At 74.5% G+C, this 18,415-nt stretch carries 20 protein-coding genes; 15 read left to right on the top strand and 5 right to left on the bottom strand.

Going from position 1 to position 18,415, the window contains the following annotated elements:
- Both AB0H81_RS29540 and thyX read left to right on the top strand, forming a co-directional pair.
- A partial coding sequence (locus tag AB0H81_RS29540; protein WP_358381096.1) for an amidohydrolase family protein occupies positions 1-967 on the top strand: 967 nt, incomplete at its 5' end.
- 114 nt (positions 968-1,081) lie between these two features.
- Positions 1,082-1,864, top strand: coding sequence for an FAD-dependent thymidylate synthase (thyX, locus tag AB0H81_RS29545; protein WP_358381098.1), 783 nt, complete (start codon positions 1,082-1,084; stop codon positions 1,862-1,864).
- Positions 1,865-1,879: 15 nt separating this feature from the next.
- Here thyX and AB0H81_RS29550 read toward each other — a convergent pair whose 3' ends face one another.
- Together AB0H81_RS29550 and AB0H81_RS29555 are read right to left on the bottom strand one after the other, a co-directional pair.
- Positions 1,880-2,200: a hypothetical protein gene (locus AB0H81_RS29550; protein ID WP_358381100.1), complete on the bottom strand. Its 321-nt coding sequence runs from the start codon at positions 2,198-2,200 to the stop codon at positions 1,880-1,882.
- Positions 2,201-2,203: 3 nt separating this feature from the next.
- Positions 2,204-3,283 (bottom strand): exo-alpha-sialidase, encoded by a 1,080-nt coding sequence (locus AB0H81_RS29555; protein WP_358381102.1) that lies wholly within the window; start codon positions 3,281-3,283, stop codon positions 2,204-2,206.
- A gap of 269 nt (positions 3,284-3,552) precedes the next feature.
- On the opposite strand from AB0H81_RS29555, the gene AB0H81_RS29560 reads away from it, so the two are divergent.
- Together AB0H81_RS29560 and AB0H81_RS29565 are read left to right on the top strand one after the other, a co-directional pair.
- Positions 3,553-5,160 (top strand): FAD-dependent oxidoreductase, encoded by a 1,608-nt coding sequence (locus AB0H81_RS29560; RefSeq protein ID WP_358381104.1) that lies wholly within the window; start codon positions 3,553-3,555, stop codon positions 5,158-5,160.
- A gap of 469 nt (positions 5,161-5,629) precedes the next feature.
- Positions 5,630-6,457: a cytochrome P450 gene (locus AB0H81_RS29565; RefSeq protein ID WP_358381106.1), complete on the top strand. Its 828-nt coding sequence runs from the start codon at positions 5,630-5,632 to the stop codon at positions 6,455-6,457.
- Here AB0H81_RS29565 and AB0H81_RS29570 read toward each other — a convergent pair.
- A complete protein-coding gene (locus tag AB0H81_RS29570; RefSeq protein WP_358381108.1) occupies positions 6,438-6,878 on the bottom strand; it encodes a MarR family transcriptional regulator in 441 nt (146 codons plus the stop codon). The genes AB0H81_RS29565 and AB0H81_RS29570 overlap by 20 nt on opposite strands.
- A gap of 55 nt (positions 6,879-6,933) precedes the next feature.
- Here AB0H81_RS29570 and AB0H81_RS29575 point away from each other — a divergent pair, with 55 nt between their 5' ends.
- On the top strand, positions 6,934-7,341 hold the full coding sequence (locus tag AB0H81_RS29575) for a VOC family protein (protein ID WP_358381110.1): 408 nt from the start codon (positions 6,934-6,936) through the stop codon (positions 7,339-7,341).
- A gap of 58 nt (positions 7,342-7,399) precedes the next feature.
- Positions 7,400-8,212 carry a helix-turn-helix transcriptional regulator gene (locus AB0H81_RS29580; RefSeq protein WP_358381112.1) on the top strand — a complete coding sequence of 271 codons (813 nt, stop codon included), beginning with the start codon at positions 7,400-7,402 and terminating at the stop codon, positions 8,210-8,212.
- A gap of 37 nt (positions 8,213-8,249) precedes the next feature.
- Here AB0H81_RS29580 and AB0H81_RS29585 read toward each other — a convergent pair whose 3' ends face one another.
- A complete protein-coding gene (locus AB0H81_RS29585) occupies positions 8,250-9,368 on the bottom strand; it encodes a globin domain-containing protein (protein ID WP_358381114.1) in 1,119 nt (372 codons plus the stop codon).
- Between the two features lie 427 nt (positions 9,369-9,795).
- On the opposite strand from AB0H81_RS29585, the gene AB0H81_RS29590 reads away from it, so the two are divergent.
- The 3 genes from AB0H81_RS29590 (at position 9,796) to AB0H81_RS29600 (ending at position 12,295) form a co-directional block, all read left to right on the top strand.
- A complete protein-coding gene (locus tag AB0H81_RS29590; RefSeq protein ID WP_358381116.1) occupies positions 9,796-10,482 on the top strand; it encodes a gamma-glutamyl-gamma-aminobutyrate hydrolase family protein in 687 nt (228 codons plus the stop codon).
- 9 nt (positions 10,483-10,491) lie between these two features.
- Positions 10,492-11,424: an alpha/beta hydrolase gene (locus tag AB0H81_RS29595; RefSeq protein WP_358381118.1), complete on the top strand. Its 933-nt coding sequence runs from the start codon at positions 10,492-10,494 to the stop codon at positions 11,422-11,424.
- Positions 11,425-11,497: 73 nt separating this feature from the next.
- Positions 11,498-12,295: an enoyl-CoA hydratase/isomerase family protein gene (locus AB0H81_RS29600; protein ID WP_358381119.1), complete on the top strand. Its 798-nt coding sequence runs from the start codon at positions 11,498-11,500 to the stop codon at positions 12,293-12,295.
- A gap of 327 nt (positions 12,296-12,622) precedes the next feature.
- Here the strand turns inward: AB0H81_RS29600 and AB0H81_RS29605 are convergent, their stop codons facing one another.
- The gene (locus AB0H81_RS29605) at positions 12,623-13,264 is read right to left on the bottom strand and encodes a methyltransferase domain-containing protein (protein WP_358381121.1); all 642 of its coding nucleotides are present in this window, start codon (positions 13,262-13,264) and stop codon (positions 12,623-12,625) included.
- Between the two features lie 129 nt (positions 13,265-13,393).
- Here AB0H81_RS29605 and AB0H81_RS29610 point away from each other — a divergent pair, with 129 nt between their 5' ends.
- From AB0H81_RS29610 to AB0H81_RS29635, 6 genes are all read left to right on the top strand, one after another.
- Positions 13,394-15,076 (top strand): histidine kinase, encoded by a 1,683-nt coding sequence (locus AB0H81_RS29610; protein WP_358381123.1) that lies wholly within the window; start codon positions 13,394-13,396, stop codon positions 15,074-15,076.
- The gene (locus AB0H81_RS29615; RefSeq protein ID WP_358381125.1) at positions 15,073-15,780 is read left to right on the top strand and encodes a response regulator transcription factor; all 708 of its coding nucleotides are present in this window, start codon (positions 15,073-15,075) and stop codon (positions 15,778-15,780) included. The genes AB0H81_RS29610 and AB0H81_RS29615 overlap by 4 nt, the downstream gene beginning before the upstream one ends.
- Before the next feature lie 64 nt (positions 15,781-15,844).
- The gene (locus AB0H81_RS29620; RefSeq protein ID WP_358381127.1) at positions 15,845-16,261 is read left to right on the top strand and encodes a hypothetical protein; all 417 of its coding nucleotides are present in this window, start codon (positions 15,845-15,847) and stop codon (positions 16,259-16,261) included.
- A 10-nt stretch (positions 16,262-16,271) separates the two neighbouring features.
- A complete protein-coding gene (locus AB0H81_RS29625) occupies positions 16,272-16,865 on the top strand; it encodes a phosphoribosylanthranilate isomerase (RefSeq protein ID WP_358381129.1) in 594 nt (197 codons plus the stop codon).
- Complete coding sequence (locus AB0H81_RS29630) at positions 16,862-17,719, top strand: GNAT family N-acetyltransferase (protein WP_358381131.1); 858 nt, start codon at positions 16,862-16,864, stop codon at positions 17,717-17,719. Before AB0H81_RS29625 ends, AB0H81_RS29630 begins: the two co-directional genes overlap by 4 nt.
- Positions 17,720-17,829: 110 nt before the next feature.
- A complete protein-coding gene (locus AB0H81_RS29635) occupies positions 17,830-18,411 on the top strand; it encodes a CDP-alcohol phosphatidyltransferase family protein (RefSeq protein WP_358381133.1) in 582 nt (193 codons plus the stop codon).
- The last annotated feature ends 4 nt before the right edge of the window (positions 18,412-18,415 follow it).

Raw genomic sequence — 18,415 nt, forward strand, 5'->3', positions numbered from 1 at the left:
CTTTCCCTCCACGACCTCTTCCGATCTCCTGCCGCCGCACGCCGCGCCCGCCGTCTACCTGGCCCGGCGGGCCGAGCTCGGCGCCGCCGAGGTCAACGGCAGGCTGCTGCGGGCCGCCGGGATGGCCGCGTTCCTCGTCGACACCGGCACGGAGGACGACGACCTGCTGCCGGCCGCCGAGATGGGCCGCCAGGGCTCCGCCGCCGCCGACGAGATCGTCCGCGTCGAGCAGGTCGAGCACGACGTGGCCGAGATGGCCGGCACCTCCACCGACTACCTGGACGGCCTGGCCGAGGAGCTGGCCGCCCGCGCCGCCGGCGCCGTGGGCCTGAGCACGGTCGCCGGCCACCTCCACGGCCTCGACTTCGACGCGGCCCGGCCCAGCCGCGGGTCCGTCATCGCCGCCGCCGGCCGGCGGCTGGCCGACCCCAAGGAGCCGCTGAACGACCCGGTCGCGCTGCGCCACCTGCTGTGGACCTCCGTGGACGTGGCCCGCGAACGCGGCCTGCCCCTCCAGCTCCACGCGGGCACCGGGCCCGACGCCGGGCACGCGGCGCCCCACCGGACCGACCCCGCGCTGCTGACCGGCTTCCTGCGGGCGCTCCAGCCCGCCGGGGTGCCGGTGATCCTGCTGCACTGCTACCCGTTCCACCGCCAGGCCGCCCACCTGGCCGCCGCGTACCCGCACGTCCACGTGGACGTCGGGCGGGCGCTGACCCGCACCGGCGCCGGCGCGTGGCGGGTCGTGGACGAGCTGCTGGAGCTGGCGCCGTTCCACAAGCAGCTCTTCGGCTCCGGCTGCTCCGGCGTGGCCGAGACCGCCCACCTCGGTGCCGTGGCGTTCCGCCGCGCCCTGGGCCGGGCGCTGAAGGAGCGGCTGGACGCGGGGGAGTGGAGCGCCGCCGACGCCGCCCGCGTCGCCTACATGATCGGCTCGGGCAACGCCCGCCGCGTCTACCGTCTCTGACCTCGGGCTCCCCGGGCGGGGAAACCGGCGGCAGGCCACCCCCGGAGTTCGCGCCCGGCCCCCTGACCTGGTTTGCTTGGGCCGTCACATCGCCTACTCGAGCGGGGGCTCGCCATGCGCACCGTCGAACCCGAGGTCTTCATCGTCGCCCGTCCGCAGCTCGACTACGACGAGCTGGCCCGCTACCTGGGCGAGGTCGGCGGCGAGCGGTGGCTGGAGCGGCTCGACCGGGGCGAGCTGGACGCGCAGAACCTCGCCGAGTTCGCCGGCCGGCTCTGCTACCGCTCGTTCGAGCCCGGTCTCAACCCCAACGTCGTCCGCATCCGGGAGAACCAGGACGAGTACCTCCGCAACATCCTGGCCAGCGCCCACGGCTCCGTCCTGGAGCACGTCAGCTTCAGCTTCGTGCTGCACAACGTGAGCCGCGTCCTGACGCACGAGCTGGTCCGCCACCGGCCCGGCGTGGCCATCTCCCAGGAGTCGCTGCGTTTCGTCCGCCTCGACGAGCTGCCGTTCTGGTTCCCCGACTGGGCGCGCGAGGACTCCGAGCTGATGGAGCGGGCCACGGCCGTGCTGGAGGAGCTGGAGCGCTTCCAGCTCTGGATGGCCGACCACTTCCAGCTCGACGAGGAGGGCAAGCCGTTCTCCGAGAAGAAGCACCGCACCTCGTTCATGCGCCGCTTCGCCCCCGAGGGCCTGGCCACCGGCCTGGTCTGGACGGCCAACGTCCGCACCCTGCGCCACACGATCGAGGCGCGCACCGCGGTCGGCGCGGAGGAGGAGATCCGGCTGCTGTTCCAGCGCATCGGCGAGCTCATGCTGAAGGAGGCCCCGGCCCTGTTCGGCGACTACGTCGTCGAGGACGGCGCGTGGGTCCCCGGCTGGCGCAAGGTCTGAGACGGCCGATCGGGGTCAGCCCAGGCTCGGCATCACGTACACCTCGGCGCCCGGCGGCAGCGCGCAGTCGAGGCCGCCGAGGCCCAGCGCGTTCTCCCCGGAGACGAACATGCTGATGTGGCGGCGGATCCGCCCGTAGTCGTCGCGCAGCCGCTCCTCCAGCAGCGGGTGCGTACGGCGCAGCGTGTCGAGCGCCGACCCCAGCGTGGGCGAGGCGTCGGTGTCGGCCGCGACCGCGAACACCTTCACCTCGCTCCTGCCGCTCACCCACCGCCGCAGCGAGCTGGGCAGCACGAACACGACCATGGTCACGGGTCTGGCACGCCGGGCAGCCATGTCCTACAGCACCGCCGCGCGGACCGTCAGGACGTCCGGCAGGTGCCGGGCCACCACGCTCCAGCTCTCGCCGCCGTCGGCCGAGCCGTACACCTCGCCGTCGCGGGTGCCGAGGAACAGGCCCGCCTCCGAGGCGGTCATCGCGTCGCGCAGCACCGTGACGTGCACCGGCGGCTCCGGCAGGCCGTGGTCGAGGGGCCGCCACGTGCCGCCGGCGTCGTCGGAGCGGTAGACGCGCAGGTGGTGCTCCACCGGGGTCCGGTCGACGTCGGCCTGGAGCGGCAGCACGTACACCGTGTCGGGACGGCGCGGGTCGACCACGACGGGGAAGCCGAAGTCGGACGGCAACGACGAGCCGACGCCCTCCCAGGAGCCGCCGAAGTCGTCGCTGCGGTAGACACCGAAGTGGTGCTGCAGGAACAGCCGGTCGGGCCGCGACGGGTGCAGCGCCACCTTGTGCACGCACTGGCCGAACTCGGGATACTGCTGCCCCTCCGGCAGGAACGGCGCCCGGATGCCCCGGTTGGCCGCCTCCCACGACACGCCGCCGTCGGAGGTGCGGTAGAAGCCGGCCGCCGACACGGCCACGCCCATCACCCGCGGGTCGCTCGGGTGCGGGACGATCGTGTGCAGGCACAGCCCGCCGCCGCCCGGCTGCCACCGCGGCCGGTGCGGGTGCTCCCACAGGCCCTCGACCAGCTCGTAGGTGACGCCGCGGTCCTCCGAGCGGAACAGCGCGGCCGGCTCCGCGCCGGCCCACACCACGCCGGGCTCCGACGGCGACGGCTGGAGCTGCCACACGCGGGTCAGCGTCGCGCCGGTCTTGTCGGGGAACGCGACAGGCGGCCGGGACGCCTCCTGCCAGGTCTCGCCGAGGTCGTCGGAGTACATCACCGACGGACCGAAATGGCCGTACTCGATGCCGGCCAGCAGCCGGGGGGAGGGGCCGCGCGTGTCGATCGCCACCGAGGGGACGCCGACCGTGGAGAAGCGGATCGGCTGGACCTCGAACGGGCCGCCGTTCGCCGACCGGGCGAGGAACAACCCCTTGCGGGTGCCGATCGCGAGCATCGCGTCACTCATAGCAGACTCCCATCACCGCTGCCACCGCTCCCGTGCCTCTTCCGGCCATCGTGCCACGCCGCCGCCGGGGCCGCCGGAGAGTGGGGGATTCGCGGCCGGACCGTGCTCGCAGCGTGACAGTACGTAGGCCGCGCATCGGCTGAGCTGCGGCTTTGCGGAACCCGGCAGCGGCGCTGCGCTACGCGGCGACGCGCGCGGGGTAGGTCACGCTCGGTGAGGCGGGCCCGGCGGGGGAGTCCCGGGGCGTCTCCGACAGGGGGGAGTGTCCCGTGAGGGTGGTCATCGATCTCACGCGCTGCCAGGGGTACGGCCAGTGCGCCTATCTCGCGCCGGAGGTCTTCACGATGCACGGCGACGAGGCCGTCGCCTACGACCCCGAGCCCGGCGACGCGCAGCGCGAGCACGTGCTGCGGGCCGCCGCGGCCTGCCCGGTGCAGGCGCTGCACGTCGACCGCAACACGATGCGGCACTGGACTGCGCCGGTCAGGCGGCTCGGCGACGGCTCCGGCGGGATCGTCCGGGACGGGCACATCGTCATCGTCGGCGGCTCGCTGGCCGGCGGCCGGGCGGCCGGGGTGCTGCGCCGGGAGGGGTTCACCGGCCGGCTGACCGTGATCGGCGAGGAGACGCACGAGCCGTACGACCGGCCGCCGCTGTCCAAGCAGATCCTCACCCGCCGCGTGCCGGCCGAGCACGCCCGGCTGCCCCGCCTGCGGGAGGTCGAGGCCGACTGGATCCCCGGCAACCCGGCCACGGGCCTGGACCTCGCCACCAAGACCGTGCGCCTGGCCGACGGCCGCGAGGTGGCCTTCGACCGGGTGCTGATCGCCACGGGCACCCGCGCCCGCCCCTGGCCGGAGGAGACGGAGGCCGCCCTGGAGGGCGTCCACGTCCTGCGCACCCTGGAGGACGCCACCCGCCTGCGCGAGGCGCTGGCCGCGGGGCCGGAACGGGTGCTCGTCATCGGCGGCGGGTTCACCGGGTCGGAGGTCGCCTCGGCCTGCCGGGAGCTCGGCCTGCCCGTGACCCTCGTCGAACGCGGGCCCGCCCCGCTCGTCGGCGCCCTGGGGGGCATGATCGGCCGGATCGCCGGGGGCGTCCAGCGTGACCACGGCGTGGACCTGCGCTGCGGACTGACCGTCACCTCCCTGGAGGGCGACGGCGCCGGGCGGCTGCGCCGGGCCCACCTGTCCGACGGGAGCACGGTCGAGGCCCAGGTGGCGGTGGTCGCGCTCGGCGCCGTCCGCAACGTCGAGTGGCTGCGCGGCTCCGGGCTCGCCGCCGGCCCCTGGGGAGTGGCCTGCGACGCCGGGTGCCGGGCCGTGGACGCCAACGGCCTGGTCACCGACGACGTGTTCGTGGCCGGTGACATCGCCCGCTTCCCGCACCCGGTCTTCCACTACCAGTTCATGGCGCTGGAGCACTGGGGCAACGCCGTCGCCCAGGCCGAGGTCGCCGCCCACAACATGGTCAGCGACCAGGCCCACCGCTGGCCGCATCTGTCGCTGCCGGTGTTCTGGTCCAGCCAGTTCGGGATCAACATCAAGTCCGTGGGCGTGCCCACGCTCGCCGACCAGATCGTCGTCACGCAGGGGTCGGTGGCCGAGCGCCGCTTCGTCGCCGTGTACGGCCACAAGGGCCGGATCACCGCCGCGGTCACCTTCGACCAGGCCATCTGGCTGGAGTTCTACCAGCGGCTCATCGAGCGGGCCGCGCCGTTCCCCCCGGACTTCCGGCACGTGGACATGAGGGAGGGCGCCGGGCCCGTTCCGGCGGAGGTGCCGGAGCGCGCTCTCGCCGGCGAGGGCGCCACCGTCGTGGTGACCGGCCACGACCCGGCCGAGCGCAGCGCCTCGCTCCTGTACGGCGAGTCGTGACCGTACGGCGAGTCGTGACCGTGCCCCGTACGCCCACGTCCGCACGCCCCAGGCCCAGGAGGGACCGCCATGGCATCCGATGACGTCTTCCAGCAGATCCTCGACCCCGCGGGCCGCGCCGACCCGTACCCGTTGTACGCCGAGCTGCGCCAGACCCCGGTCTCGCGGCGCGAGGACGGCACGTGGGTCGTCAGCACGTACCGGGAGATCGTGGAGCTGCTGCACGACCCGCGCATCAGCTCCGACCGCCGCAACCTCGCCCACCGGCCCGAGGGGGACATGGGCAACGGGATGGGCGGGGTCTCGTTCATCGGCATGGACCCGCCCGAGCACGACCGGCTCCGGCGGCTGGCGATGCGCCACTTCGGGCCGCCGCACAGCGCCGGCCGCGTCGAGGCGCTGCGCCCCGAGATGCTGGCGATCACCACGGAGCTCGTCGACGGCCTGGCCGGGCGCACCCGCGGACCTCGTGGACGAGGTCGCCTACCCGCTGCCCGTCACGGTGATCTGCCGGCTGCTCGGCGTGCCCCGGGAGGACGAGCCGCGCTTCCACGCCTGGGCCGACGCCATCGTCGAGTCCCTCGGCCCCGGCGAGGAGGACCGGGCCGAACGCGAGCGGGGGCGGGCCGAGGCGGTCTCCAAGCTCCAGACGTACCTCGCCGACCTCGCCGCGACGCGACGGGACGCGCCGGGCGACGACCTGCTGTCGGGCCTGGTCACCTACGAGGGGCCGGAGGGCAGGATGTCCCCGGTCGAGGTGATCGCCACGGCCGCGCTGCTGCTCATCGCCGGCCACGAGACCACGGTCAACCTCATCGCCAACGGCATGCTCACGCTGCTGCGCCACCCCGAGCTGGTCAAGCGGCTGCGCGCCGAGCCGGACCTGATCGTCACCACGGTGGAGGAGCTGCTGCGGTACGAGCCGCCGGTCCACTTCCTGTCGTCGCGGGTGGCGCTGGCCGACATCCCGATCGCCGGGACGACGATCCCGGCGGGCGCGCCGGTCGTCCTCGTCCTCGCCTCGGGCAGCCGGGACCCGGCGCACGTGAGCCACCCGGACACCTTCGACCCGGACCGCCGCTACTGCGAGCACCTGGGCTTCGGCGGCGGGATCCACTACTGCTTCGGCGCGGCGCTGGCCCGGCTGGAGGCGCAGATCGCCCTCCAGCAGCTGGTGAACCGGCTGGTGAACCCGCGTCTGGTGGAGGACCCGCCGCCCTACCGGCCCAGCGCCACGCTGCGCGGCCCGCGCCACCTGCTCGTCGACTTCGACGCGGTCACCCCGGCGGCCCCGTGAGGAGGATCCGGCCGGCCAGGTCGTGCAACGTGGCGCGCTCGGCGGCCGTGAGGGGGGCCAGCGTGTGCTCCTCCACGGCCGCGACCACGGCGCGGCCCCGGTCGAGGGCCACCCGGCCGGCGTCGCTGAGCGAGGCCAGGTAGCGCCGCCGGTCGCCAGGGTCGCGCTCGCGCACGGCCAGCCCGTCCTCCGCCAGGCCGTCCATGAGCCGCGCCATGTCGCTCGGGTCGAGCCCGAGCCGGTCGCCGAGCTCGCGCTGCGCCGCCGGCCCGTGGTCGGCGAGCGCCGCGAGCGCCGCGAACCGCCACAGGCTGAGCCCGGTCTCCTCGGCGAGCCTGCGGGCCACGGCGCGCCGGGAGGCGACCGCGACCTTGTGCAGGACGAACGTCGTGATCCCCAGCAGGGTCGGCGGCGGCTCCATGACTCCCTATTGTAGGGTTCCACCAATCATTGGTGACTACCAACTATTCAGGAGCATGATGGACGCCCTCTACCCCCGCCTGCTCGTCCGCGACTTCGCCGCCTCGCTGGCCTTCTACCGGGCCGTCATGCGCGACCTGCACGGCGTCGAGCCGGTGAAGGTCCTGCCCGAGGCCGCCTACGCCAACTGGGACGTCGACGGGCAGGCCGGGCTCGTCCTGTTCGGTCGCGCCGCGATCAGCGCGGCCGTCGGCACCTCCGGCCTCCCGGAGACCGCGGCCGCCCAGGACGCGGCCATGCTCGTCATGCGGGTGGACGACGTCGAGGCCGCCGCCGCCTGCCTGACCGGCCACGGGGCCCGGCTCGTCGCCCCGCCCCAGGACCGCCCCGCCTGGGGCCCCACCCTGCGGACCGCCCACCTGCGCGACCCCGAGGGCGTCCTCGTCGAGCTCCAGTCGTACTAGCCGCCCTTACCTGCCACGTCATCGCGGCCCTTCCCTCCGGTGCCGTAGCGTCTGCGCCATGGGAGCACTTGCCGTAGAGCACGAGGAGACCTTCGGAGACCTGCTGCGAACCTGGCGTCAGCGGCGCCGGGTGAGCCAGCTCGACCTGGCCATCGAGGCCGACGTGTCGGCGCGGCACGTCAGTTTCCTGGAGACCGGCCGGGCCCGGCCGAGCCGCGAGATGGTGATGCGGCTCGCGGAGGAGCTGGAGGTGCCGCTGCGGCACCGCAACCGGCTGCTGGTCGCGGCCGGCTTCGCGCCGGTGTTCCCCGAGCGGGAGGTGCGGGCGCCCGAGATGGCCGCGGTGCGCCGGGCCCTCGACCGGATCCTCGCCGGGCACGAGCCGTACCCGGCGCTGGTCGTGGACGCCGGCTGGAACCTGGTCGCGGCCAACGACGCGGCCGGCATGTTCATGGAGGGGGCGCCCGCCGAGCTGCTCGAGGAGCCGGTCAACGTCATGCGCCTCTCGCTGCACCCCGACGCCATGGGCGGCCGGTTGATCAACCTCGCCGAGGTCCGCGCGTACCTGCTGAACCAGCTCCGCCGCCAGGCCGAGGCGTCCGGCCACGGCGCCCTGGCCGAACTGCACGACGAGCTGGCCTCCTACACCTACCCCGGCGTGGAGCTCAACGTGGCGCACGTGCCCGGACCGGCCGACATCCTGCTGCCGCTGCGCATCCGCCACGGCGACCAGGTCCTGTCCATGTTCACCACGATCGCGACCTTCGGCACGCCGATGGACGTCACGGTGTCGGAGCTGGCCATCGAGACGTTCTGGCCGGGCGACGAGGAGACCGCGGCGGCCTTCGGCCGGCCTGCCGCCACCGCGTGACCCCCGGGCGCCGGCCCCCCGCGCCCGGGGGCCGGGGTCAGCGCTCGTCGTGGACGACGTCCCGGTGGATGCGGGCCGGCGGCACCCCGTCGTCCTGCAGCCGCTGGACCGTCTCGCTGACCATGGCCGCCGGCCCGCACACGTACACCTCGTGCTCGGCCCACGAGTGGAAGCGCTGCGTCACCTCCGGCAGGCGGCCGCGCATCCCGTCGTAGGAGGGGTCGCCGGAGACCACGGGCACCACGCGCAGCCACGGGAACGTGGACTCCATCCGGACGAGGTCCGGCAGGTCGTACAGCTCGGCCGCGGTCCGCGCGCCGTACAGGAGGTGGATGCCGGGACGGCGGCCGGAGGCGATGATCTGCTCGATGATCGCCTTCAGCGGGGCCAGGCCCGTACCGCCCGCCACGCACAGCACGTCGCGGCAGCCCCGCTCGGGCGGCGCCATCGTGCCCATCGGCGGGCCCAGCATGATCGCGTCGCCGATGCGGGTGTCGCGGGTGAGCGTGGTCGAGACCCATCCGCCGGGCACGGAGCGGACGTGCAGGCGCACCGTGTTGTCGGGGCGCGGCGCGTTGGCGATGGAGAACGGCCGCCATACGCGCGGCCAGCGCGCGGTCTGCACGGTCACGTACTGCCCGGCCGTGAACGGCAGGCGCTGGGTGGGACGTACCGTGACCACCGCGATGTCGGGCGTGCGGCGCTCGTGGTCGATCACCTCCGCCACCCACCAGGCGGGCGACACCCCGGCGTCCTCCTCGGCCGCCCGCATCATGAGCTCGGCCGCGGCGTTGTAGGCGGCCACCCAGGCCGCCTCGATCTCGTCGGTCCAGACGTCGGCGGCGAAGCGGCGGACGGTGGCCAGCAGCGCCCGCCCGATCGCGCCGTAGTGCTCGGGCACGACGCCGTACTTGCGGTGGTCGCGCCCGAGCTGGCCCAGGAAGGAGGCCAGACTGTCGGGACTGTCGAGACTCCACACGATGCGGGTCAGCGCGCTGAAGAGCCGGTCGCGCTGCGCGTCCATGCCCGGCGGGAACATGCAGCGCAGGTGCGGGCTCTCGGCGAACAACCGGCCGTAGAAGTAGGCGGCCGCCTTGCCGGCCACCGGCTCGATGACGGAGAAGCTCTCTTTTACCAGGCGCGGATTCAACGACATTGCCACATCAACCCCACCCCATGGACCGGAATCGCATTCCGGTCGTGTCGATCCACCTCCTGACGGCTCCGGGTGACGAGCGTCCGGCGCGGACCCCGGCTCGGCCGATCGCTCGGAAATCGAGTCTTACACCACCACATGGACGTCACAACCGTTTCGCGCCGATACGGTGCGAACCCGAACTATGTGTGACGGTACTGTTATTCACCGCGGTCAAGACAGAACGCATTTCGGGCGCGAAACGTGAATATCTATTTCATTCGCTTTTTCTGGCTGTTTCGCAATTCATTGGGAAATGTGACCGGAGGTCCTCGCGCGAGATCTCGCCTCAGGGGTGCCGTGAGCGAAACGCCGTGCGCCATGATGGCCTCGCGGCCACCGCACCGCCGGGCGGCCGTCCCGACTCCTGCTCGCACCTGGAGATCGCATGGCCCGACCGCTGATCGGCATCACCGCCTACTTCGAGGCCGCCCGCTGGGGGGACTGGGTGCGGGAGGCGGTCCTGTCGCCCCCGGCCTACGCCAAGGCGGTCGAGCGCGCCGGCGGGGCGCCCGTCCTGCTGCCGCCCCTGTCGCCCGCCACCGCCGCCGACCACGTCCACGGGCTGCGCGGCCTGGTGCTGGCCGGAGGCGCCGAGGTCGGCGCCGACGCCTACGGCGAGCAACAGGACGCCCGCCTCGCCTCGCCACAGGGCCACCGCGACCGCTACGAGCTGGCCCTCGCCCGCGCCGCCGTCCAGGCCGGCCTGCCGATCCTCGCCGTCGCCCGCGGCATGCACGTGCTCAACGTCGCCCAGGGCGGCACCCTCATCCCCTGGCTGCCCGACACGCTCGGCCACGACCGCCACGGAGAGCCCGGCGTCCCCCACACCATCCAGGTCAGCGTGTCGAGCAAGCTCGGCAAGGCCGTGGGGGAGCACGTCGAGGTGATCGCGCCGCACGTGCAGTCCGTACGCCGGCTCGGCTCGGGGCTGCTGGCCGTCGCCTGGGCCGAGGACCAGATCGTCGAGGCCGTCGAGCTGCAGGGCCACCGGTTCGCCGTGGGCGTGCAGTGGCATCCCGAGCGGGGCACGGGCGCCGGGCTGTTCAGTGCGCTCGTCGAGGCGGCCCGCTAGGCTCCGAGCATGCCGCTGAACCCTCAGGCGCGCGACTTCCTCGCGCGCTACCGGCCGGACGACGGCGGCGGCCTGGACACCCTCGACCTCGCCGCCATCCGGGAGGCGCGGGCGGCCGACCCGATGGCCGCGCACCGCGGCCCCCTCACCCGCATCGCCTCCGTCCGCGACGAGAGCGCCGAGGGAGTGCCCATCCGGATCTACCGGGCCGACCGCGGCGACGGGCCGCTCCCGGTGCTCGTCTCCTTCCACGGCGGCGGCTGGGTGTTCGGCGGCGTCAGACGCGACGACGCCACGGGCCGCGACCTCGCCCTGCGCACCGGCGCGGTGGTCGTCTCCGCCGGCTACCGGCTGGCCCCCGAGCACCCCTTCCCGGCCGCGGCCGACGACGCCTGGACCGTCGTGCGCGACGTGTTCGCCCGGCCCGCGTTCTACCAGTGCGACGGCTCCGTCGCCGTGATCGGCGTCAGCGCCGGCGGCAACCTCGCCGCGGTCGCCGCCTGGCAGGCCCGCGACGCCGGGCTCACGCTCGTCCACCAGGCGCTCGTCACCCCGGTCCTCGACCTGGCCATGGACTCGCCGAGTTACGCCGAGTTCGGGCGGGGCTTCGGGCTGGACGCCGCCGAGATGGCGTGGTTCGCCCGCCAGTACGCGCCGGGCGCCGACCCGGCCGACCCGCGCCTGTCGCCGCTGCGGCTCCCGTCGGTCGCCGGGCTGCCACCCGCCACCCTCGTCACCGCCGAGTACGACGTGCTGCGCGACGAGGCCGAACGCTACGGCGAGCGCCTGGCCGCGGCCGGGGTGCCCGCCGAGGTGGTCCGCTACGACGGGGCCGTCCACGGCTTCCCCTCCTTCCCCGGCCTGTTCGACCAGGCGGTGGAGGCCCGCGAGCTGGTCGCCCGCCGCCTGCGCGAGGCCTTCGGCCGGGAGGACGCCCCGTGACCGTTCCCCGGCCGCCGAGGACGGGGGAGGCCCTGTTGACCGTTCCGGGCCGCCGAGGACGTGAGGAGTCGCCGTGACCGTTCCCGGCTACGAGGCGTACGAGCGGCTGCGCACCGACATGCCGGCCGACGGCGTGCTGCGCGTCACGATCAGCGAGCCGCGCCGGCTCAACGCCGTCGACACGACCGGCCACCGCGAGCTCGCGGCCATCTGGCGCGACGCCGACCGCGACGACGCCGTCCGCGCCGTCCTGATCATGGGACAGGGCGCGGCGTTCTCCGCCGGCGGCGACCTGTCCATGATCGAGGAGATGACGCGCGACCACGCCACCCGGATGCGGGTGTTCGCCGAGGCCCGCGACATCGTCTACAACGTCGTCAACTGTTCCAAGCCGGTCGTCTCCGCCATCGTCGGCCCCGCCGTGGGGGCCGGGCTCGCCGTGGCGCTGCTCGCCGACGTGTCCGTCGCCGGGCGCACCGCCCGGATCATCGACGGCCACACCCGGCTGGGCGTCGCCGCGGGCGACCACGCCGCGATCGTCTGGCCGCTGCTGTGCGGGCTGGCCAAGGCCAAGTACCACCTGCTGCTGTGCGAGCCCGTCACCGGTGAGCAGGCCGAGCGGATGGGCCTGGTCGCCCTGTGCGTCGACGACGACCGGGTGCACGAGACCGCCCTCGACGTCGCCTCCCGGCTGGCCGGCGGCGCCCAGGAGGCGATCAGGCTCACCAAGTACGCGCTGAACAACTGGCTGCGCCTGGCCGGCCCGTCCTTCGACGCCTCGCTGGCGATGGAGTTCCTGGGCTTCACCGGGCCCGACGTGGCCGAGGGTCTGCGGGCGCTGCGCGAGAAACGGCCGCCGTCCTTCTCCTGATCAGGTGATGTCCCGGCGCTGATGGGTAGGCGCAGCCTCGTGCAGTGAAGGAGGCCGCCGACCTGCCGCAGCGCCGGCGCGAGGTGACGGGGGGCCTGTCCGACGGGGCCGAGAACGCCGCCCCGGGGAACGGCCCGCGGCAGGCGGCCAGCGACCGGCACGGCCATGCGCACCGGCCACGCGCATGTCGTGACCGGCGGCGGCCCAGGGATGGCCCGGCGCCGGTGGCGCGGGAGGGTTGAGACCGAGCTCTCCCCGCTCCGGGGGGCCGCCGTCGGCGGTGGCGTGCTCCCGGGCGCCGGCGCGCTGCGGCGCGCCGGTGTGGTGTCAGAGCGCGGTGTGCCGGCAGGACCGGTGTGCCGGCAGGACCGGTGTGCCGTCAGAGCGGGGGCGGCGGGCGTGGAAGACGAACGCCGGCGGCGCGTTCCGCCACACCGTGCGGCTCGGCACCACCTCCTCGAACCGCTCGGCCAGCAGCGCGCGGAACCGCCGGGCCGACCCCAGCGGGATCGCGTGCACGTACGAGAAGGTCGTGAAGGCGCCCGCCGGGCTCATCGCCGAGACGACCGCCTCCATCAGGCGGTGCTGCAACGCGGCCGGGAAGGCCGCCCAGGGCAGGCCGCTCACCACCACGTCCGCCTGGCCGAGCCCGCGCCCGGCGAGCAGCCCCGACAGCTCCGCCGCGTCACCGTGCACCACGTCCACCCCGGGAAAGCGCCTGGCCAGCAGCTCCGCCATGGGCGCGTTCAGCTCCACCGCCAGGTGCCGCCCGCGACCGGCCAGCCGCCGCTGGATCTCCACGGTGAACGGCCCCGTGCCCGGGCCCAGCTCCACCACCACCGGCTCACCCCGTTCGGGCACCGGCGCGCAGACCGACCGGGCCAGCCGCCAGGAGCTGGGCGCGAGCGCGCCGACCGTGATCGGGTCGCGCAGGAACTGGCCGAAGAACAACGCGGTGTCATGAGGCATGCCCCGACCGTAGGGGCGCCCGGAAGGCCGGCTGATCCGCCGGGCGGACGCGGATCCGGCCACTTGGAGGAGGCCGGGTCCTCCGCCAGGAGGATCGGGAAACGGCGCGGTCCGGATAGTTTGCAGGGCATGCGTTGGCGTGGCGTGGCGCTCGATGTGCTGCTGGCGGTCTCGGGGATCGCGCTGGACCTTCTCGTGTCGGGTGAGGCGGGAGGGTTCGGCGACCTGCCCCCGTCCATGACGGTGCCCATGGCGGTGCTGGCCGGCCTGCCCATGGGGCTCCTGCGGACCAGACCGGTGTGGGCGGCCCTGTACATGGCGGCGTTCCTCGTCTTCACCGACCAGGTGGGCTCGTACACCTCCAACACGGCGCAGATCCTCATCTGCGTCGCCGTCGGCAACGTCGCCTACCGGTGCCGGCCGCGCGCCGTGGCCCTCTGTGTGGCCGCCGCGATCGTCGCGTCCGGGATCAACATGGCCGACCCGGGCATCCCGCTCGCCTCGACCTGGTGGATGTTCACCGTGCTCGTGCCCGGCTTCCCGGCCCTGGTCGGCGGCTACCTGCGCAGCAGCACGAGCCGCTTCCAGCCGGACGACATCACCCCCGACGTGCTGCTCGCCGGCGCCGGGGCGGCCGTCGGTGTCCTCAGCACATGGAGCGACTGGGACCAGGGGAGCCCGCCGGTGTGGGTGGTCGGGCTGCTCGCCGTGTGCGGCGGCCTGTCGCTCGGCGTGGCCCGCCGCCTGCCCGGCATGGTCCTCATCCTCCAGGGCCTGCTGCTGCTGGCCGCCGACCAGTACCTCGAGCAGGCGGTCAACTCGTGCCTCGTCCTCACCATGATCGCGCTCGGCGTGTTCGCGCTGCGGGTCGCGTCCTGGGCCTGGACCGCGGTCGCGTACGCGGCCGGCTGCGTCCTCGCCTCCGTCGCCGTGGTCGACTCCCAGACCGAGGTCACCCCGTTCCGGGTCGCCGTCCTCATGCTCCTCGTCGTGGCGCCCATCGCGATCGGCCGTTACCTCGGCGCCCGGCAGAGCGCGGCCGCCGCCGAGCGGCTGCGCGCCGAGGAGTCCGCGCGGCTCGCCCTCGCCCAGGTACGCGCCGACCAGCTCGCCGAGCGGGAACGGATCGCCCGCGAGGTGCACGACATCGTCGCCCACCACGTCGGCGCCATGGTGCTGCGGGCCGGCGCCGCCCGCTACGCCGCCCCGCGGGGACCGGTCGCCGACGCGCTGACCGACATCCGCGACACCGGCCACCAGGTGCTGGAGGACCTGCGCGGGCTCCTCGACGTGCTGCGCGACCCCGGCGCCCGGCCCGGCCTGCTCGCCGACCCCGCCGACGTGATGCGCGAGTCCGCTGAGAGGATGGCCGCCGCGGGCCTCGTCGTGGACCTGCGCCTGGACCCGGACATCGGCCGGGCGCCGCTCGTGGCCCGCGCCTCCGCCGCCCGCATCGTCCAGGAAGGGCTCACCAACGTGCTCAAACACGCCGGACCCGGCACCGAGGTCCTCGTGGCCCTCACCGCCCGTGGCAAGGGGCTGGCCGTCGAGATCGCCAACGGCCGCCCGCCGGCGCCCGTCGAGCGCCTGCCGTCCTCCGGCCGCGGGCTGGCGGGCATGCGGGAGCGGGTACGCGCGCTGGGCGGCACGCTGGCGGCCGGGCCGCGCGAGGACGGTGGCTGGCGCCTGACCGCCACCCTGCCCGGCGCCTCCGGAAGCGCCGCGCCCGCGGCTCCTTCCTCCGGCGGGCTCTCCACGCTCTTCGGCTGCGAGCGCGCCCCCCAGGAGGGCGCCGGCGAGGGGGCCGCGTGATCCGCGTCCTCGTCGCCGACGACCAGGCGCTGGTCCGCGCCGGCGTCCGGATGCTGCTGCAGGCCGCGGGCGACATGGAGGTGGTCGCCGAGGCCCAGGACGGGGCCGAGGCCGTCCGCCAGGCCGAGCGCCACCTGCCCGACGTCATCCTCATGGACCTGCGCATGCCGCGTGTGGACGGCCTGGAGGCCATCCGCCGGATCCTCGCCGCCCGTCCCGGCAGCCGGATCGTCGTGCTCACCACGTTCGCCGAGGACGCCATCGTGCACGCCGCCCTGCGCGCCGGCGCCGTCGGCTTCCTCGTCAAGGACGACGAGCCCGAGCGCATGGTGGACGCCGTGCGCAAGGCCGCCGCCGGCGAGCAGCTCCTGGCCCCGTCCGTGCTGCGCCGCGTCGTCGAGGGGTTCCTCGCCGCAGGCGACCGCGCCGCCGCGCCCCCGCCCGCCGGCCTGACCGAACGCGAGCTGGAGGTCCTCGCCCTCGTCGGCACCGGCCTGTCCAACGCCGAGATCGCCGAGCGGCTGCACGTCGGCGTGACCACGGTCAAGACCCACGTCGGGGCCGCCATGGACAAGCTCGGGCTGCGCAACCGCATTCAGGCGGCCGTCGTCGCCCACCGGGCCGGGCTGGTGGACGCCTCCTTCCGTCCCGTGCGCCCCACGCGTCATCCCGGGGGCGGACCCGCGAATAACCCGGGAGGCTGACGACCGCCCGCGTCCCCGGCCGCCAGCATGTGGATCCCTCACATCTCCAGGAAGGACCACATCAATGCAGGAGACCGTGGCCGCGGCCGCGCCCCAGCGATCCGGGCAGGTGTCCGCCGGACTGCTGTACGGGCTGCGCATCGTGGTCGTCGCCCAGGCGGCGTCCCTCCTCGTCGCCGCCTCGCTGGCCGGCCAGGCGGTCGGCGCCGGCGAGGCGATGCGCGAGTCCCACGTCATGGCCGGGATGGTCGTCCACCTCGTCGCGCTCGTGCAGGTCGTCCTCGCCGTGCTCGTCTGGCGGCCGGGACGCGGGGCCGGCTGGCCCGCGCTGGCGAGTGTGGCGCTGCTCGTCGTCGGCATGGCCCAGCACGTCACCTGGCTCTGGCTCGGCGCCCACGTGCCGAACGGGGTCATCCTGTTCGGGCTGATCACGGCCATGCTCGTCTGGACGTGGTCCCCGCGGGCGGCCCTTCGCCGCTAACCTCGACCGTGTGCATGTGAAGATCTGCGGGCTCAGCGAGCCCGGCCACGTGGAGACGGCCGTCGAGGCGGGCGCGGACGCCATCGGGTTCGTGCTGACCCGGAGCCCGCGCCAGGTCACCCCTGAGCGGGCGGCGGAGCTGGCCGCGCTGGTCCCCGCCCACGTGCTCACCGTGGGCGTCTTCCGCGGCGAGGACCCGACCCAGGTGCGCGCGGCGACCCTCGCCGCCGGGCTGAGGGCCGTCCAACTGCACGGACACCACCCGCACGCCGACTTCACGGCGCTGAAGGACCTCGGGCTGACCCTGGTACGGGCCGTGGACGCCCAGGCCGACCTGCGGTGCGGCGCCTACGACGAGGACCTGCTCATCGTCGACGCGCCCCGCCCCGGATCGGGAGAGCCGTGGGACTGGGCGGCCGTGCGCGGCCGCCCCTCGGGCCGCTGGCTCCTGGCGGGCGGCCTCGACCCGGCCAACGTGGCCACCGCCATCGACGCGGCCCGCCCGTGGGGGGTGGACGTGTCGAGCGGCGTCGAGGTGGCGCCGGGCGTCAAGGATCCGGGCCTGATCCGCGACTTCGTCGCCGCGGCCCGCGGCGCCCGATGACCGCCCACCCCGCCTCCGGCCCGGCCACGGGCGACGACCCGCACGCGCGGGAAGCGGCCCGCGACCTGCGCACGCCGGGAGCGGCCCCGGATCGCGAGCTGGCCCGGATCCTCGCCTTCACGCACGTGTTCGCGCGGCGCAAGGCCGGCCGGGTGGCCGCCGTGCCGGGCGGCTTCGCCGTGCTGAACGACCGCTACCCCGCCTCCCACGACGACAACCACCTCGTCATCCCCGCCCCCGCGTCGCCCGGCGACGCCGTACGGCCGGAGGAGGTGCTGCGGGCCGCCGACGAGGTGCTGGCCGGGCGCGGCCACCGCTACGTGTGCGTGGACGACGACGCGCTGGGCGCCGCGTTCGCCCCCGCCTTCACCGCGGCGGGCTACGACCACGAGACCAACCTGGTCATGGTCTTCCGGGGCGTCCCGCCCGCGGACGTGCCACGGGCCGAGGAGCTGACGCTGGAGGAGCTGCTGCCCGTCCTGCGCCACGACTGGCGCGAGGCCCTTCCCGACCTCCCCGACGCCTCGATCGAGCAGCTCGCGCGGCGCGTGGAGGAACGGCGGCGCGGCGCCGACGTGGTGCGTTTCCGCGGCGTGCGTGACGGGTCCGGCGAGATCGCGGCCCGCGCCGACCTGTACGTCCAGGACGGCGTCGCCCAGATCGAGAGCGTCCACACGGGCACCCGCCACCGGGGCCGGGGCCACGCCCGCGCCCTCCTGCGCGCCCTGCTCGCCGAGGCGGCCGGCTGCGAGCCGATCTTCCTGATCGCCGCCGAGGAGGACTGGCCGAAGGACTTCTACACCCGCCTGGGCTTCGCGGCGATCGGCCGCACCCACGCCTTCCTCCGCCTCTGAGCCGCCCCCGGAGCGCCTGCGAAGCCGCACCCCGTGAAGCCCCCGTAGCCGCCCGAGGTGAGGGGCGGACGGGCCCGCTGCCCGCGGATTCGACGCAGTAGGGTCTGCACGTGAGCGAAACTTCCGCCGAGGACCGCATCTGGACGGTCCCCAACCTGCTGAGCTTCCTGCGACTCCTCGGCGTGCCCGTCTTCCTCTGGCTGGTCCTCGGACCGGAGGCGGACGGGTGGGCCATCGCCGTCCTGGCGGTGGCGGGGTTCACCGACTGGCTCGATGGCAAGATCGCCCGCGCGTTCAACCAGACCAGCAGGCTGGGGCGGATCATCGACCCGGCCGCCGACAAGCTGTACGTGTTCTCGACCATCCTGGCGCTGCTGGTGCGCGACATCATCCCGTGGTGGCTGGTCGCCCTGATCCTCGCCCGCGAGCTCTTCGTCGCCTGTTTCATCCCCGTACTCCGTAAACACGGCTACCGGGCACTTCAGGTGCATTTCCTCGGCAAGGCGGCCATGTTCAATCTCATGTACGCCTTCCCGCTCCTCTTCCTCGCCTCCCACGCGGGGTGGTATGCCGAGATGGCACGCGTCACAGGATGGGCCTTCGCCGTATGGGGAACAGGTCTGTACTGGTGGGCGGCCGTGTTGTACGTCGTTCAGGTACGCCGGCTCACAACTGCGACCACAAAGGAGTGATCGT

This window comes from Nonomuraea sp. NPDC050691, from assembly GCF_040654455.1.
Taxonomy (GTDB): domain Bacteria; phylum Actinomycetota; class Actinomycetes; order Streptosporangiales; family Streptosporangiaceae; genus Nonomuraea.